Raw genomic sequence first — 14,921 nt, forward strand, 5'->3', positions numbered from 1 at the left:
GGCATGCCTGTCACCATCACCGAAGCGGCTGCTCGCCACGTCAAGCGCTACATCGCCAAGCGCGGCAAGGGCGTGGGCGTGCGGCTAGGCGTCAAGACCACGGGCTGCTCGGGTCTTGCCTACAAGCTGGAGTACGCCGACGACGTGGCGCCCGAGGACGTCGTCTTCGAGGGCTACGAGGTCAAGGTGCTGATCGATCCCAAGAGCCTGCCCTACCTGGATGGCACCGAGCTGGACTTCGTCCGCGAGGGCTTGAACGAAGGCTTCAAATTCCGCAATCCGCGTGAGAAGGACCGCTGCGGCTGCGGTGAGTCTTTCCGTGTTTGACCGCCTGAACCCCTCTCGTTGAGCGCGGCACTTGCCGCGCTTTTTGCTTCCCACCCTGCGCCATGCGTCTGGACGACAACGACTTCCACCTGTTTGGCCTGCCCGAGCGCTTCGAGCAGTCCCGCGCCGACATCGACGCGCGCTGGAAGGCCTTGCAGTCCGAGGTGCACCCTGACCGCTTTGCCGCCCACGGCGCCGCCGCTCAGCGCCTGGCCATGCAATGGGCGGTGCGCGTGAACGAGGCACGCCAGCGCCTGCTGGACCCGCTGGCCCGCGCCGCCTACCTGTGCGAGCTGCGCGGCGCTGCCATCGGCGCCGAGAGCAACACGCGCATGCCGGCCAGCTTCCTGATGGAGCAGATGGAATGGCGCGAAGCCTTGGACGAGGCGAGTGATACCGCCGCCCTGGAGGCCGTGCTGGACCGCACGCTGGACCGCGAGGCCGCGATGGTGGCCGAGCTGCAGCGCCTGCTCGATGTAGCGAATGACGCCCCGGCGGCGGCCGAGCAGGTGAGGGCGCTGATGTTCATCCGCCGCTTCCGGGCCGATGCCGAGGCGCGTCTCGTGGCTCTTGAGAACGACTGATCCCCATGGCCCTGCTGCAGATTTCCGAACCCGGCGCCTCGCCCGATCCGCACCAGCGGCGCATCGCAGTCGGCATCGACCTCGGGACCACCAACTCCCTGGTCGCCGCCGTGCGCCACGGCGTGGCCGAATGCCTGCCCGATGCGGCTGGCCAGGTCATCCTGCCCTCTGCCGTGCGCTACCTGGGCGACGGCCGGCGGCAGATCGGCGCCGAGGCCTTGGCAGCGCAGGCCGACGATCCCGAGCACACGTTGGTCTCGGTCAAGCGCTTCATGGGGCGCACGCTGGCCGACGTGGCCGATGCGGGCAAGCTGCCCTACCAATTCATCGACCGCCCCGGCATGCTGGCCATCGAAACCCGCGAGGGCGTGAAGAGCCCCGTCGAGGTCTCGGCCGAGATCCTGGCGACCTTGCGCTTCCGCGCCGAGGACAGTTTTGACGACGAGCTGTTCGGCGCCGTCATCACCGTGCCGGCCTACTTCGACGACGCCCAGCGCCAGGCGACCAAGGACGCCGCCGAGCTGGCCGGGCTCAAGGTGCTGCGCCTCATCAACGAGCCCACGGCGGCCGCCATCGCTTACGGCCTGGACAACGCCGCCGAGGGCCTCTATGCCGTCTATGACCTCGGCGGCGGCACCTTCGACATCTCCCTGCTGCGCCTGGCGCGCGGCGTGTTCGAAGTGGTGGCGACCGGGGGCGACGCAGCGCTTGGCGGAGACGACTTCGACCGGCTGCTGGCCGATTGGGCCTTGGCTCAGTCGGGCCTGGTGGCTTCGACCGCGCAGGACAAACGCCGCCTCCTGGTGGCGGCCCGCCGCGCCAAGGAGGCGCTGACCGATGCCGACGAGACCTGGCTGACGGCGGCACTCGAAGCCGGCGAGCTGCGCGTGCGGGTGGACCGTGCGGGCTTCGACGCCCTGGTGGCGCCGCTGGTGGCGCGCACGCTCTCCAGCGTCAAGCGCGTGCTGCGCGATGCCAAGCTGCGGCCGGCCGATGTGCAAGGCTGCGTGATGGTGGGCGGCTCGACGCGCATGCCCTGTGTGCGCGCCGCCGTCAGCCAGCTCTTCGGCCGAGAGGTGCTCACCAATCTCAATCCCGACGAGGTCGTGGCGCTGGGCGCCGCCATCCAGGCCAACCAACTGGCCGGCAACGCCGCCAATGGCGAGATCCTGCTGCTCGACGTCATCCCGCTCTCGCTGGGGCTGGAGACCATGGGCGGCCTGGTGGAGCGCATCATCGAGCGCAATGCCACCATCCCCGTGGCCAAGGCGCAGGACTTCACCACCTTCAAGGACGGCCAGACCGCGCTGGCGCTGCACGTCGTCCAGGGCGAGCGCGAGCTGGTGTCGGAGTGCCGGTCCCTCGCGCGCTTCGAGCTGCGTGGCATCCCGCCCATGGCGGCCGGCGCGGCGCGCATCCGCGTCACCTTCCAGGTCGATGCCGACGGCCTGCTCAGCGTGTCGGCCCAGGAGATGATTTCCGGCGTGCAGGCGGCTATCGCCGTCAAGCCCAGCTATGGGCTGGCCGATGATCAGATCGCCGCCATGCTGCAAGACGGCTTTGCCAGTGCCGAGCGCGACATGGACGCCCGCAAGCTGCGCGAGGCGCGGGTCGAGGCCGAGCGCATGGTGCTGGCCACGCGCAGCGCGCTGGCCGCCGATGGCGACCTGCTGCCCGAGCCTGAGCGCGCGCAACTGGAGCAGCAGCTCTCCGCCCTGGCCGCCATGACCGATGATGCTGATCGCATCGAGGCCGCCACCAAGGCGCTCGCCGAAGCCACCGAAGGCTTTGCCGCCGAGCGCATGAACCGCAGCATTGCCCGCGCACTGGCGGGCCGCGATTTGAATTCCCTCTGAACCATGCCCGTCATCACCATCCTGCCGCACGCCGAGTACTGCCCCGAGGGCCGGCAGGTGTCGGCGCCGCCCGGCACCTCGATCTGCGAGGCGCTGCTGGAGCACGACGTGCCCATCGAGCACGCCTGCGACCAGGTCTGCGCCTGCACCACCTGCCACGTCATCGTGCGCCAGGGCGCGCGCTCGCTGTCCGAGATGGAAGAGGGCGAGGAAGACATGCTGGACCGTGCCTGGGGCCTGGAGCCTGATTCGCGCCTGTCCTGCCAGGCCATCCTGGGCGGCCAGGACGTGACCATCGAGATCCCCAAGTACTCGATCAACCACGCCAAGGAACGCAACTGACCGTGAGCGCGGTGCGCATCCTCGGCTTCGAGTCGTCTTGCGACGAAACCGGCGTTGCGCTCATCGAGGTGCAGGGCGATGCGCCGCCGCGCTTGTTGGCCCATGCGCTGCACAGCCAGATCGCCATGCACCAGGCCTATGGCGGTGTGGTGCCCGAACTGGCCTCGCGCGACCACGTGCGGCGTGTGATCCCGCTGGCGCGGGAGGTGCTGCGGGACGCCGGGCTCGGCCTGGCCGACGTCGACATGGTGGCCTACACCCAAGGGCCTGGGCTCGCCGGGGCCCTGCTGGTGGGGGCGGGTGTGGCGGTGTCGCTGGCTTCAGCGCTGGGCCGGCCCGCCTTGCCTATCCATCACCTTGAAGGCCATCTGCTGTCGCCCTTCCTGAGCGCCGACCCGCCGGAGTTCCCGTTCGTGGCCTTGCTGGTGTCGGGCGGCCACACCCAGCTGATGCGTGTGGACGCCGTGGGCGACTACGAGCTGCTGGGTGAAACCATCGACGATGCCGCCGGCGAGGCCTTCGACAAATCCGCCAAGCTGCTGGGCCTGCCTTACCCCGGCGGGCCGCATCTGGCGCGCTTGGCCGAGTTTGGCAACCCCGAGGCCTTCGACCTGCCGCGCCCGCTGTTGCACAGCGGCAAGCCGGACTTCAGCTTTGCGGGCCTCAAGACGGCGGTGCTCACGCAGGTGAAGAAGCTGGGGCCCAATGTCTGCGAGCAATCGCGCGCCGACCTGGCTGCCAGCACCCAGGCGGCCATCGTCGAATGCCTGCTCAAGAAGGCCCTGCTGGCGCTGAAGACGACCGGCTTGAAGCGCCTGGTGGTGGCCGGCGGCGTGGGGGCCAACCGGCATTTGCGCGAGACCCTGGACGCCGCCTGTGCCAAGCGCGGCATCCGCGTGCACTACCCGGAGCTGCAGCTGTGCACCGACAACGGCGCCATGATCGCCATGGCGGCCGCGCTGCGGGTGCAACGCGGCCTGGCGCCCGCAGACGCGGCCGGCAGCTTCGAGGTGCGGCCGCGCTGGGACCTGGCCGAGCTCAGTTCACCTTGAGCGTGGTGCCGCCGTTGGCGGTGCGCTTGACCAAGGTCAGGGTGAGCACACCGTGCTCCAGCGCTGCGTTGGACTCGGTCTGATTGATCTCCTGCGGCAGCGTGAAGCTGCGCGAGAAGCGGCTGACGCTGCGCTCCCGGTAGAGCACCCGCTCGCCGTCCTTCTTCTCGGTGTCGCGGCTCTGCTCGGCGTCGATGGTGACGCGACGGCCCTCGATGTTGATCTTGACGGCGTCCTTGGGCACGCCCGGCACGTCCAGCTTGACGGTGTAGGCCGCCTCGGTCTCGGTCACGTCCAGCAAGGGGCTGCGCAGCGCAGCGGCGTCGGCGTCGCGGGTGTCGTTGAAAAGGCCCAGGCCGTCGTCGAAGAAGCGATCCAGCGAGCGAGAGAGTTGGGACAGATTGCGATTCACAGGCACGAGGAACATGGTCAGTCTCCAGGGTGTTTCGCTGCTTCTAACGAGGTCGGGAGCAGCAACCGATGAGCCCGAATTGCGTGCGCTCGACGGGCTTTCAAGGCCTGAAAGCGGCGCTGATTGCGTTCTCTCAAATATCGTTGCCAGGCCGCTTGAATTCGCGGGGTGAGCGCCTATCTGCTCCCGCTTGCTCGGCTGAACGGGGCTTTGCGGTGCCTGATTCGGTATACTCAGCCAGTTTTGCATCACAGGCTTCTGTGCTGTAGAGCCAATCGCACGGCGTGGGTCGGTTTCACCCGCGTCCGCAAGTCAACCCCGGAAACCGTCTGCGACCTTTGCTTGTTTCGCAGCGGCCTTCCGACCGTCTGGAACACCAAAGGAATCCACATGTCCATCGCAGACATCAACAAGGCAGACATCGTCAAGGCCCACGCCCGTGCCGCCGCCGACACCGGCAGCCCCGAGGTCCAGGTCGCTCTGCTGACCGCTCGCATCAACGAGCTGACCCCCCACTTCAAGACCCACGCCAAGGACCACCACGGTCGCCGCGGCCTGCTCAAGATGGTCAACCAGCGCAAGAGCCTGCTGGCCTACCTGAAGAACAAGGACGCTGCCCGCTACACGGCCCTGATCCAGAAGCTGGGTCTGCGCAAGTAATCGCACGCATCTGATGAAGAGCCTGTCTGGTCGTTTTGCCCTGACAGGCTCTTTGTCTTTCGTCCGGAAGCTGAACTGACGTGGCGGGGATGTGTCATTCCAAGGGGGTTCGCCTGAATCCCGCTGGAATGGCATCACGCCAAACCCAGTCCCGCTCCCGGTAGATCCCGGCGCGATATCGCGCCTTCATCAAAACCAGGAGAGATCCATGTCCATGTTCAACAAGGTCAGCAAGACCTTCCAGTGGGGCAACCACAGCGTCACCTTGGAAACCGGCGAAGTGGCTCGCCAGTCCACCGGTGCGGTCGTCGTCAGCATTGAAGGCACTGTCGTGCTGGCCACCGTCGTCGCCAAGACCGAGGCCAAGGCTGGCCAAGACTTCTTCCCGCTGACCGTTGACTACCTCGAAAAGACCTACGCCGCCGGCAAGATCCCCGGCAGCTTCTTCAAGCGCGAGGGCCGCCCCTCCGAGCACGAGACCCTGACCAGCCGCCTGATCGACCGCCCGATCCGCCCGCTGTTCCCCGAAGGCTTCTTCAATGAAGTCCAGGTCGTCATCCACGTGCTGTCGCTGAACCCGGAAGTCCAGGCCGACATCGCCGCCATGATCGGCACCTCGGCTGCGCTGGCCATCTCCGGCATCCCGTTCAATGGCCCCATCGGCGCCGCCCGCGTGGGTTACGTCAATGGCGAGTACGTGCTCAACCCGAGCAAGTCCGAGCTGGTCAACAGCCAGATGGACCTGGTGGTGGCCGGTACGCAATCTGCCGTGCTGATGGTCGAGTCCGAAGCCGTCGGTCTGTCCGAAGAAGTCATGCTGGGCGCCGTGGTCTATGGCCACGAGCAGGGCAATGTCGCCATCGCTGCGATCAATGAGCTGGTCAAGGAAGCTGGCAAGCCGACCTGGAGCTGGACGGCCCCCGCCAAGGATGAGGCCTTCATCGCCAAGGTCACCGCGCTGGCCGAAGGCCCGCTGCGCGAGGCTTATCAGATCCGCTCCAAGCAGGCCCGCACCCAGGCTTGCCGTGCAGCTACCGCCAACGTCTTTGCGGCGCTGAGCGCTGAAGGCGTCGCCTTCGACAAGGTCGAAGTCGAAGGCCTGCTGTTCGAGATCGAGGCCCGCATCGTGCGCAGCCAGATCCTGGCTGGCGAGCCCCGCATCGACGGCCGCGACACCCGCACCGTCCGCCCCATCGAGATCCGCAACAGCGTGCTGCCGCGCACCCACGGTTCGGCGCTGTTCACGCGTGGTGAAACCCAGGCCCTGGTCATCGCCACGCTGGGTACCGACCGTGACGCCCAGCGCATCGACGCGCTGGACGGCGAGTTCGAAGACCGCTTCATGATGCACTACAACATGCCCCCCTTCGCCACCGGCGAGACGGGTCGCGTGGGCAGCCCGAAGCGCCGCGAGATCGGCCACGGCCGCCTGGCCAAGCGCTCGCTGATTGCTGTGCTGCCGAGCAAGGAAGACTTCCCCTACTCGCTGCGCGTGGTCTCCGAGATCACCGAGTCGAACGGCTCCTCGTCCATGGCTTCCGTCTGCGGCGGCTGCCTGGCGCTGATGGACGCTGGCGTGCCGCTGAAGGCACACGTGGCCGGTATCGCCATGGGCCTGATCAAGGACGGCAACCGCTTCGCGGTGCTGACCGACATCCTGGGTGACGAAGATCACCTGGGCGATATGGACTTCAAGGTGGCTGGCACGGCCACCGGCGTGACCGCCCTGCAGATGGACATCAAGATTCAGGGCATCACCAAGGAGATCATGCAGGTCGCATTGGCGCAGGCCAAGGAAGCGCGTCTGCACATCCTCGGCAAGATGGTCGAGGCCATGGGCACTGCCAATACCGAGGTGTCGCAGTTCGCGCCGCGTCTCTACACCATGAAGATCAATCCCGAGAAGATCCGTGACGTGATCGGCAAGGGCGGCGCCACCATCCGCGCGCTGACCGAAGAGACCGGCACCACCATCGACATCGGCGAAGACGGCACCATCACCATCGCCTCGACCGACGCCGAGAAGGCCGAGCACGCCAAGAAGCGCATCGCCGAGATCACCGCCGAAGTCGAAGTCGGCAAGATCTACGAAGGCCCGATCGTCAAGATCCTGGACTTCGGTGCCCTGGTCAACCTGCTGCCTGGCAAGGACGGCCTGCTGCACATCAGCCAGATCGCGCACCAGCGTGTCGAGAAGGTCACCGACTTCCTGCAGGAAGGTCAAGTCGTCAAGGTCAAGGTGCTCGAGACCGACGAAAAGGGCCGCGTCAAGCTGTCCATGAAGGCCCTGCTGGACCGCGAGCCGCGTGAAGCTGCTCCCGCGCCGGCTGAAGCTGTGGCGGCACCGGCCGCCGAGTGATCCAAGGCCTCGCCTGCCCGGCATGAAAGCCATCGCCATCACGCGCCCAGGCGCGCCCGAGGTCCTGCAGACGGTGGAGCGCGAGCGCCCCGTCGCGGGTGCGGGCGAGTGCTTGATTCGCGTGCGGGCGGCGGGTATCAATCGTCCGGACGTGCTGCAGCGCAAGGGCGTCTATCCGCCGCCGCCGGGCGCCAGTGAGTTGCCTGGTCTTGAGGTGGCGGGCGAGATCGTCGACGGCGATGCGGCGGCTTTGTCGGCTGCTGGGTTCAAGCTGGGCGATGCAGTCTGCGCGCTGGTGGCGGGCGGTGGTTACGCCGAGTACTGCGTGGCAAACCTCGGGCATTGCCTGCCGGTGCCGGCCGGGTGGTCTTTGCCCGAAGCAGCCAGCCTGCCAGAGACCTGCTTCACCGTGTGGGCGAATGTCTTTGAACGGGCCCGCCTGCAACCTGGTGAGACGCTGCTGGTGCATGGCGGTGCCAGCGGCATCGGCGTGACGGCCATCCAGCTCGCCAAGGCCCATGGCGCGAGCGTGCTGGTGACCGTGGGCAGCGATGCCAAGGCGGCCGCCTGCCGCGAGCTGGGCGCAGACCATGTCATCAACCACCGCGAGCAGGACTTTGTGGTGCAAGCCAAAGCTGCCACTGATGGCCGCGGGGTGGACGTGATCCTCGACATGGTCGCTGGCGAGTACATCGCGCGCGACATCCAAGCGTTGGCCGACGACGGCCGCATCGCCATCATCGCCGTGCAAGGCGGGACCGATGCGCGCTTCGACGCCGGCCAGTTATTGCGACGTCGACTCAGCATCACTGGGTCGACCCTCAGGCCTCGCTCGGCAGCGTTCAAGGCGGGCATCGCCCGGGCCTTGCGCCAGCAAGCGTGGCCCTGGCTGGAGAAGGGGCTGGTTCGCCCCGTCCTCCATGCCGTTTTCAAGGCTGAAGACGCTGCGCAGGCTCATGCAGTGATGGAGTCCAACCAGCACATCGGCAAGATCGTGCTTACCTGGTAACGGAGACAAGATGAGAAAGAAACTGGTCGTCGGCAATTGGAAGATGCATGGCAATCGCGCCTCGAACGCTCAACTTTTGGGTGGGCTCAAGGATGCGGGGCCCTGGACGGCCGACGTGGCTGTTTGCGCGCCTTTCCTCTACATCGCCGACACGGCGCTTGCGCTGGCTGGCACCGCCATCGGCTACGGCGCCCAGGACTGCTCGGCTCACGAGCAGGGCGCCTACACCGGCGAGGTGTCGCCCCTGATGCTGGCTGACGTCGGCTGCCGCTACGTGATCGTGGGTCACTCGGAGCGCCGCGCCTACCACGCCGAGTCGGACCAACTGGTGGCCGACAAGGCCAAGGTGGCCCTGGCCCATGGCGTGACGCCGATCGTCTGCGTGGGTGAAACCCGTGCCGAACGCGAAGCCGGCCAGACCGAAGCGGTCGTCAAGCGCCAGCTCGCCGCCGTCATCCATACCCTCGGCCATTGCTGCGGTGAGATGGTCGTTGCCTATGAACCCGTCTGGGCCATCGGCACGGGCCTGACCGCCACGCCGGCCGAGGCTCAAGCCGTCCACGCGGTGCTGCGCGCGCAACTGCGCGCCGCCACCGAGCGCGCTGACGGCATGCGCATCCTCTACGGCGGCAGCGTCAAGCCTGACAACGCCACCGAACTTTTTGGCCAGGCCGACATCGACGGCGGACTGATCGGTGGGGCGGCGCTCAAGGCGGTCGACTTCGCCGCCATCTGCCGCGCGGCCAGCGCCTGATTTCCTTTCGTTTGGAGCAACTGGAATGCAGTTCTTTTCTAACCTGGTCCTGATCGTTCAGCTGCTGTCGGCGCTGGCGATCATTGGCCTCGTGCTCGTGCAGCATGGCAAGGGCGCCGACATGGGCGCATCCTTCGGCAGTGGTGCGTCGGGCAGCCTGTTCGGTGCTACCGGCAGTGCGAACTTCCTGTCGCGCAGCACGGCGGTGGCGGCGACGCTGTTCTTCGGGTGCACGCTGGCGCTGGCCTTCCTTGCCAATGGGCGGGGCGGTGCTGCCAGCTCCGTGGATCGCTCGCTCGATCGCGCTCCTGCGGCCGTCACGGCGCCAGCCCCTGCCGCCTCCGGTGCTGCCGCCATTCCGGGTGCCTTGCAGGCCCCGGCGCAAGGCGCCTCGGCTGCCCAGTGAGCACTGCACAAAAGTGGCGGGAGGCCTCAGGTATCCCCCACTTTTCGGTATAGAATTTGAGGCTGTTCTGACTGGCATTACCAATGCTGGTGAGGGCAGTGGAAATGCTTGTTGCCGCAGTCGATTTGTGGCGCCAGGCAGCTCCGCCAAGCCGTCGTGGTGAAATTGGTAGACACGCTATCTTGAGGGGGTAGTGGCGAAAGCTGTGCGAGTTCGAGTCTCGCCGACGGCACCAGACATCGGCTAGGATGCTTGAGCACTTGCTTCGGCATCCTGTCCAAGCCCTCCGTAGTCAACGCTCCATGAGTCTTGACTGCTGGAGAGCGAAGCGGGCGCACTGCTTGCGAAGGTAGTTTTCGCTGGTGGCGCGCCTTTTTCGTGGGTGAGAGCGTGTACGGTGGCTTTCCTCGAGTCGCGCCTCTCTCAGAGCATTGAATAGCGCACGATGAATCTCGAACAATACCTGCCCGTCATCCTTTTCATCTTGGTGGGCGCGGTTGTCGGGATTGCTCCCCAGATCCTGGGCGCGCTGCTTGGGCCGAATAGGCCGGATCAAGCCAAGAACTCCCCCTACGAATGCGGCTTTGAAGCCTTCGAGGACGCGCGCATGAAGTTCGACGTGCGCTACTACCTCGTCGCCATCCTTTTCATTCTTTTCGATCTGGAAATCGCGTTCCTGTTTCCCTGGGCGGTGGCGCTCAAGGAAATCGGGGCGTCAGGTTTCTGGGCCATGATGATCTTCCTCGGCATTCTGGTCGTGGGCTTTGCCTACGAGTGGAAAAAGGGCGCCCTGGATTGGGAATGACAGTGCGTCCGCTGCAAGAGTACAGCCGCTTCAGTTGCTGTGCTTGCGGCGGCCAGGTGAGGTGAATCGCCGCTTCCCGCTGCGGTTCCCGTTAAAGGTGCATTCATATGGGAATTGAAGGCGTCCTCAAAGAGGGCTTCGTCACCACCTCGGTGGACAAGCTGATCAACTGGTCCAAGACCGGTTCGCTCTGGCCGATGACCTTTGGATTGGCCTGCTGTGCGGTGGAGATGATGCATGCCGGTGCGGCGCGCTATGACATCGACCGCTTTGGCATGCTGTTCCGGCCGAGTCCGCGGCAGTCCGATCTGATGATCGTGGCCGGCACGCTGTGCAACAAGATGGCGCCGGCTCTGCGTAAGGTCTATGACCAAATGGCTGAGCCGCGTTGGGTGCTGTCCATGGGCTCTTGCGCCAACGGCGGTGGCTACTACCACTACAGCTATTCCGTGGTGCGCGGCTGCGATCGCATCGTGCCCGTGGATGTCTACGTGCCTGGCTGCCCGCCCACGGCGGAGGCGCTGCTCTACGGCATCCTGCAATTGCAGGCCAAGATTCGTCGCGAGAACACCATCGCGCGCTGAGCAAGGTTCCAGACAGCATGAGTGCACACCTCGATACCCTGGCCCAGCTGTTGGCTGCGCGATTCGGCGACCGCGTGAGCGTGCGCTCGGCGCTCGGCGAATTGACCCTCACGGTGCCTGCGGCCGACTACCTTTCCGTTGCGACGACGCTGCGTGACGACGCCGACCTGGCGTTCGAGCAGTTGATCGACCTCTGCGGCGTGGACTATGAGGGCTACAAGGATGGTGCCTATGACGGCCCTCGCTTTGCGGCCGTCAGCCACTTGATGTCCGTCAGCAAGAACTGGCGCCTGCGACTCAAGACCTTTGCCACCGACGACGACTTCCCCTGTGTCGCTTCGGTCAATGGCGTCTGGAGTTCGGCGAACTGGTTCGAGCGCGAAGCCTTCGACATGTACGGCATCATTTTTGAAGGCCATGAGGACCTGCGCCGCATCCTGACCGACTACGGCTTCATTGGTCACCCGATGCGCAAGGACTTCCCGGTCTCGGGCCACGTCGAGATGCGCTATGACCCCGAGCAGCGCCGCGTGGTCTATCAGCCGGTCACCATCGAACCCCGCGAGATCACGCCGCGCGTGATCCGCGAAGACAACTACGGCGGGCTCTGACTCAAACGCTATGGCAGAGATCAAGAACTACACGCTGAATTTCGGCCCCCAGCACCCGGCCGCGCACGGCGTGCTGCGACTGGTGCTGGAGTTGGATGGCGAAGTCATCCAGCGCGCCGACCCCCACATCGGCCTGCTGCACCGCGGCACCGAGAAACTGGCCGAGCAAAAGACCTTCATCCAGTCGCTGCCCTACATGGACCGTCTCGACTACGTGTCGATGATGGCCAACGAGCACGCCTACTGCCTGGCCATCGAGAAGATGCTGGGCATCGAGGTGCCGCTGCGGGCGCAGTACATCAGAGTGATGTTTGCGGAGCTGACGCGCATTCTCAATCACCTGCTCTGGCTGGGCTGCCACGGTCTGGACTGCGGTGCGATGAACATCCTCATCTACTGCTTCCGCGAGCGTGAGGACATCTTCGACATGTACGAGGCGGTGTCGGGTGCGCGTATGCACGCGGCCTACTTCCGTCCGGGTGGGGTCTACCGTGACCTGCCGGACAGCATGCCCCAGTACAAAGTCAGCAAGATCAAGAACGCGAAGACCATCGCGCAGCTGAACGAGAACCGTCAGGGCTCGCTGCTGGACTTCATTGACGACTTCAGCGCCCGCTTCCCCAAGAACGTCGACGACTACGAGACCCTGCTGACCGACAACCGGATCTGGAAGCAGCGCACCGTGGGCATCGGTGTCGTGTCGCCCGAGCGGGCCATGAACCTCGGCTTCACCGGCGCGATGTTGCGCGGCTCGGGCATTGCCTGGGACCTGCGCAAGACCCAGCCCTACGACGTCTATGACCGCATGGACTTTGACATCCCGGTCGGCACCAACGGCGACACCTATGACCGCTATGTGGTCCGGGTCGAGGAAATGCGCCAGGCCAACCGCATCGTCAAGCAATGCGTGGACTGGCTGCGCGCCAACCCTGGCCCCGTCATCACTGACAACCACAAGGTAGCGCCGCCCTCGCGCGTGGACATGAAGTCCAGCATGGAAGAGCTGATCCACCACTTCAAGCTCTTCACGGAAGGCTTCCGCGTGCCCGAGGGCGAGGCCTATGCCGCCGTGGAGCACCCCAAGGGCGAGTTCGGCATCTACATCGTCAGCGACGGTGCCAACAAGCCTTATCGCCTCAAGATCCGTGCGCCTGGTTTCGCCCACCTGGCCGCGCTCGACGAAATGGGCCGCGGTCACATGATCGCGGACGCTGTCGCCATCATCGGCACGATGGACATCGTGTTCGGCGAAATCGATCGTTGACCTCACGATGACCACGACCCCCACCCCCTACGTGCTGAGCGACGCCACGCGTGCGCGCTTCGACCGCGAGGTCGCCAAGTACCCGTCCGAGCAACGCCAGTCGGCCGTCATGGCCTGCCTGGCCATCGTGCAGCAGGAGCTGGGCCATGTGCCCCGCGAGAGCGAAGACGCGATTGCGGCCTACCTCGGCATGCCCGCCATTGCGGTGTATGAGGTCACGACCTTCTACAACATGTACAACCAGCGCCCCGTTGGGCGCTACAAGCTGAACGTCTGCGCCAACCTGCCTTGCCAACTGCGCGATGGACAGAAGGCGCTGGACCACCTGTGCAGCAAGCTCGGCATCGAGCAGGGCGGCACGACGGCGGACGGGCTCTTCACCGTGCAGAAGAGCGAGTGCCTGGGCGCCTGTGCCGACTCGCCGGTGATGCTGGTCAATGACCGCCAGATGTGCAGCTTCATGAGCAACGATCGTCTCGATGCGCTGCTCGACACCCTGCGCGCCGACGCGGCGAGCCAGAAGGCCTGAACACCATGACGCTGGACCTCACCAAGTTTCAGGCGACAGGGGCGGAGACCTGCTTCCATGGACGCCACCTCTCGCCCCAGATCTACGCTGACCTGAACGGCAGCAACTGGTCGATCAAGGATTACGAAGCGCGTGGCGGCTATGCGGCCCTGCGCAAGATCCTCGGCAAGGATGGCGGCGAGGGTATGACGGCCGACCAGGTCATCGCCGAAGTCAAGACCTCGGCCCTGCGTGGCCGTGGCGGCGCCGGCTTCCCGACCGGCCTGAAGTGGAGCTTCATGCCCCGCCAGTTCCCGGGCCAGAAGTACCTGGTCTGCAACTCGGACGAGGGCGAGCCCGGCACCTGCAAGGACCGCGAGATCCTGATGCACAACCCGCACATCGTCATCGAAGGCATGGCCATTGCCGCCTTCGCGATGGGCATCAAGGTCGGCTACAACTACATCCACGGCGAGATCTTCGAGGTCTATGAGCGCTTCGAAGCCGCGCTTGAAGAAGCGCGTGCCGCTGGCTACCTTGGCGACAACATCATGGGCTCGGACTACAGCTTCCAGCTGCACGCCCACCACGGTTTCGGGGCCTACATCTGCGGTGAAGAAACCGCGCTGCTCGAGTCGCTGGAAGGCAAGAAGGGCCAGCCGCGCTTCAAGCCGCCGTTCCCGGCCAGCTTCGGTCTCTATGGCCGGCCGACCACCATCAACAACACGGAGACCTTCGCGGCGGTGCCCTGGATCATCCGCAATGGCGGCCAGGCCTACCTGGAGATCGGCAAGCCCAACAACGGCGGCACCAAGCTGTTCTCGGTGTCGGGTGATGTGGAGAACCCGGGCAACTTCGAGATCCCGCTCGGCACGCCGTTCTCGACCTTGCTGGAACTGGCGGGCGGCGTCCGCAAGGGCCGCAAGCTCAAGGCCGTGATCCCCGGTGGCTCGTCAGCCCCCGTGCTGCCGGCCGACGTGATGATGCAGTGCACGATGGACTATGACTCCATCGCCAAGGCCGGCTCCATGCTGGGCTCGGGCGCTGTCATCGTGATGGACGACTCGCGCTGCATGGCGCAGAGCCTGCTCCGACTGTCCTACTTCTACGCGCACGAATCCTGCGGCCAATGCACGCCCTGCCGCGAAGGCGTGGGCTGGATGCATCGTGTGCTGGAGCGCATCTACGCCGGGCAGGGCCGCCTAGAGGACATCGACCTCTTGAACTCCGTTGCCGACAACATCCAGGGCCGCACCATCTGTGCGCTGGGTGACGCGGCTGCGATGCCGGTGCGCGCGATGTTGAAGCACTTCAAGCACGAGTTCGTGCATCTGATCGAACACAAGAAGCCCCTGGTGGCTCCAACTTGAGAGCCACCGAGGAACGCC

Annotated in this window: 17 protein-coding genes and 1 tRNA gene; 17 read left to right on the plus strand and 1 reads right to left on the minus strand. The window is 65.6% G+C overall.

Annotation, left to right across the window (positions count from 1 at the left end; genetic code table 11):
- The first annotated feature begins 3 nt into the window (after window positions 1-3).
- The 5 genes from iscA (at window position 4) to tsaD (ending at window position 4,161) form a co-directional block, all read left to right on the plus strand.
- Window positions 4-327 (plus strand): iron-sulfur cluster assembly protein IscA, encoded by a 324-nt coding sequence (gene iscA, locus ABDJ85_RS12735; protein ID WP_347705156.1) that lies wholly within the window; start codon window positions 4-6, stop codon window positions 325-327.
- A gap of 62 nt (window positions 328-389) precedes the next feature.
- Complete coding sequence (hscB, locus tag ABDJ85_RS12740; protein WP_347705157.1) at window positions 390-911, plus strand: Fe-S protein assembly co-chaperone HscB; 522 nt, start codon at window positions 390-392, stop codon at window positions 909-911.
- 5 nt (window positions 912-916) lie between these two features.
- Window positions 917-2,767 carry a Fe-S protein assembly chaperone HscA gene (gene hscA / locus ABDJ85_RS12745; protein ID WP_347705158.1) on the plus strand — a complete coding sequence of 617 codons (1,851 nt, stop codon included), beginning with the start codon at window positions 917-919 and terminating at the stop codon, window positions 2,765-2,767.
- A 3-nt stretch (window positions 2,768-2,770) separates the two neighbouring features.
- Window positions 2,771-3,109: an ISC system 2Fe-2S type ferredoxin gene (gene fdx, locus ABDJ85_RS12750; RefSeq protein WP_347705159.1), complete on the plus strand. Its 339-nt coding sequence runs from the start codon at window positions 2,771-2,773 to the stop codon at window positions 3,107-3,109.
- An 11-nt stretch (window positions 3,110-3,120) separates the two neighbouring features.
- Entirely contained in the window at window positions 3,121-4,161 is a 1,041-nt protein-coding gene (gene tsaD, locus ABDJ85_RS12755) for a tRNA (adenosine(37)-N6)-threonylcarbamoyltransferase complex transferase subunit TsaD (protein ID WP_347705381.1), read from the plus strand.
- Here the strand turns inward: tsaD and ABDJ85_RS12760 are convergent.
- On the minus strand, window positions 4,148-4,588 hold the full coding sequence (locus tag ABDJ85_RS12760) for an Hsp20/alpha crystallin family protein (RefSeq protein ID WP_347705160.1): 441 nt from the start codon (window positions 4,586-4,588) through the stop codon (window positions 4,148-4,150). The genes tsaD and ABDJ85_RS12760 overlap by 14 nt on opposite strands.
- 375 nt (window positions 4,589-4,963) lie before the next feature.
- Between ABDJ85_RS12760 and rpsO the strand changes: the two genes are divergently transcribed.
- The 12 genes from rpsO (at window position 4,964) to nuoF (ending at window position 14,903) form a co-directional block, all read left to right on the plus strand.
- On the plus strand, window positions 4,964-5,233 hold the full coding sequence (gene rpsO, locus ABDJ85_RS12765; protein WP_347705161.1) for a 30S ribosomal protein S15: 270 nt from the start codon (window positions 4,964-4,966) through the stop codon (window positions 5,231-5,233).
- A gap of 208 nt (window positions 5,234-5,441) precedes the next feature.
- Window positions 5,442-7,592, plus strand: a complete 2,151-nt coding sequence (gene pnp / locus ABDJ85_RS12770; protein WP_347705162.1) for a polyribonucleotide nucleotidyltransferase — start codon at window positions 5,442-5,444, stop codon at window positions 7,590-7,592.
- 22 nt (window positions 7,593-7,614) lie between these two features.
- Window positions 7,615-8,601 carry an NAD(P)H-quinone oxidoreductase gene (locus ABDJ85_RS12775; protein WP_347705163.1) on the plus strand — a complete coding sequence of 329 codons (987 nt, stop codon included), beginning with the start codon at window positions 7,615-7,617 and terminating at the stop codon, window positions 8,599-8,601.
- A 10-nt stretch (window positions 8,602-8,611) separates the two neighbouring features.
- A complete protein-coding gene (gene tpiA, locus ABDJ85_RS12780; RefSeq protein ID WP_347705164.1) occupies window positions 8,612-9,355 on the plus strand; it encodes a triose-phosphate isomerase in 744 nt (247 codons plus the stop codon).
- Between the two features lie 25 nt (window positions 9,356-9,380).
- On the plus strand, window positions 9,381-9,761 hold the full coding sequence (gene secG / locus ABDJ85_RS12785; RefSeq protein WP_347705165.1) for a preprotein translocase subunit SecG: 381 nt from the start codon (window positions 9,381-9,383) through the stop codon (window positions 9,759-9,761).
- 150 nt (window positions 9,762-9,911) lie between these two features.
- Window positions 9,912-9,996: transfer RNA gene (locus ABDJ85_RS12790), tRNA-Leu, on the plus strand.
- A 210-nt stretch (window positions 9,997-10,206) separates the two neighbouring features.
- Window positions 10,207-10,566 carry an NADH-quinone oxidoreductase subunit A gene (locus ABDJ85_RS12795; protein WP_347705166.1) on the plus strand — a complete coding sequence of 120 codons (360 nt, stop codon included), beginning with the start codon at window positions 10,207-10,209 and terminating at the stop codon, window positions 10,564-10,566.
- Between the two features lie 107 nt (window positions 10,567-10,673).
- Window positions 10,674-11,150: a NuoB/complex I 20 kDa subunit family protein gene (locus ABDJ85_RS12800; RefSeq protein WP_046113908.1), complete on the plus strand. Its 477-nt coding sequence runs from the start codon at window positions 10,674-10,676 to the stop codon at window positions 11,148-11,150.
- A 17-nt stretch (window positions 11,151-11,167) separates the two neighbouring features.
- Complete coding sequence (locus ABDJ85_RS12805; RefSeq protein WP_347705167.1) at window positions 11,168-11,761, plus strand: NADH-quinone oxidoreductase subunit C; 594 nt, start codon at window positions 11,168-11,170, stop codon at window positions 11,759-11,761.
- A gap of 10 nt (window positions 11,762-11,771) precedes the next feature.
- On the plus strand, window positions 11,772-13,025 hold the full coding sequence (locus tag ABDJ85_RS12810) for an NADH-quinone oxidoreductase subunit D (RefSeq protein ID WP_347705168.1): 1,254 nt from the start codon (window positions 11,772-11,774) through the stop codon (window positions 13,023-13,025).
- Window positions 13,026-13,032: 7 nt separating this feature from the next.
- Window positions 13,033-13,554 (plus strand): NADH-quinone oxidoreductase subunit NuoE family protein, encoded by a 522-nt coding sequence (locus tag ABDJ85_RS12815; protein WP_347705169.1) that lies wholly within the window; start codon window positions 13,033-13,035, stop codon window positions 13,552-13,554.
- A 5-nt stretch (window positions 13,555-13,559) separates the two neighbouring features.
- Window positions 13,560-14,903 carry an NADH-quinone oxidoreductase subunit NuoF gene (gene nuoF, locus ABDJ85_RS12820; protein ID WP_347705170.1) on the plus strand — a complete coding sequence of 448 codons (1,344 nt, stop codon included), beginning with the start codon at window positions 13,560-13,562 and terminating at the stop codon, window positions 14,901-14,903.
- Window positions 14,904-14,921: the final 18 nt, after the last annotated feature.

Origin of the sequence: Roseateles paludis, assembly GCF_039872745.1 — a bacterium.
In the GTDB taxonomy this organism is placed as follows: Bacteria; Pseudomonadota; Gammaproteobacteria; order Burkholderiales; family Burkholderiaceae_C; genus Pelomonas; species Pelomonas paludis.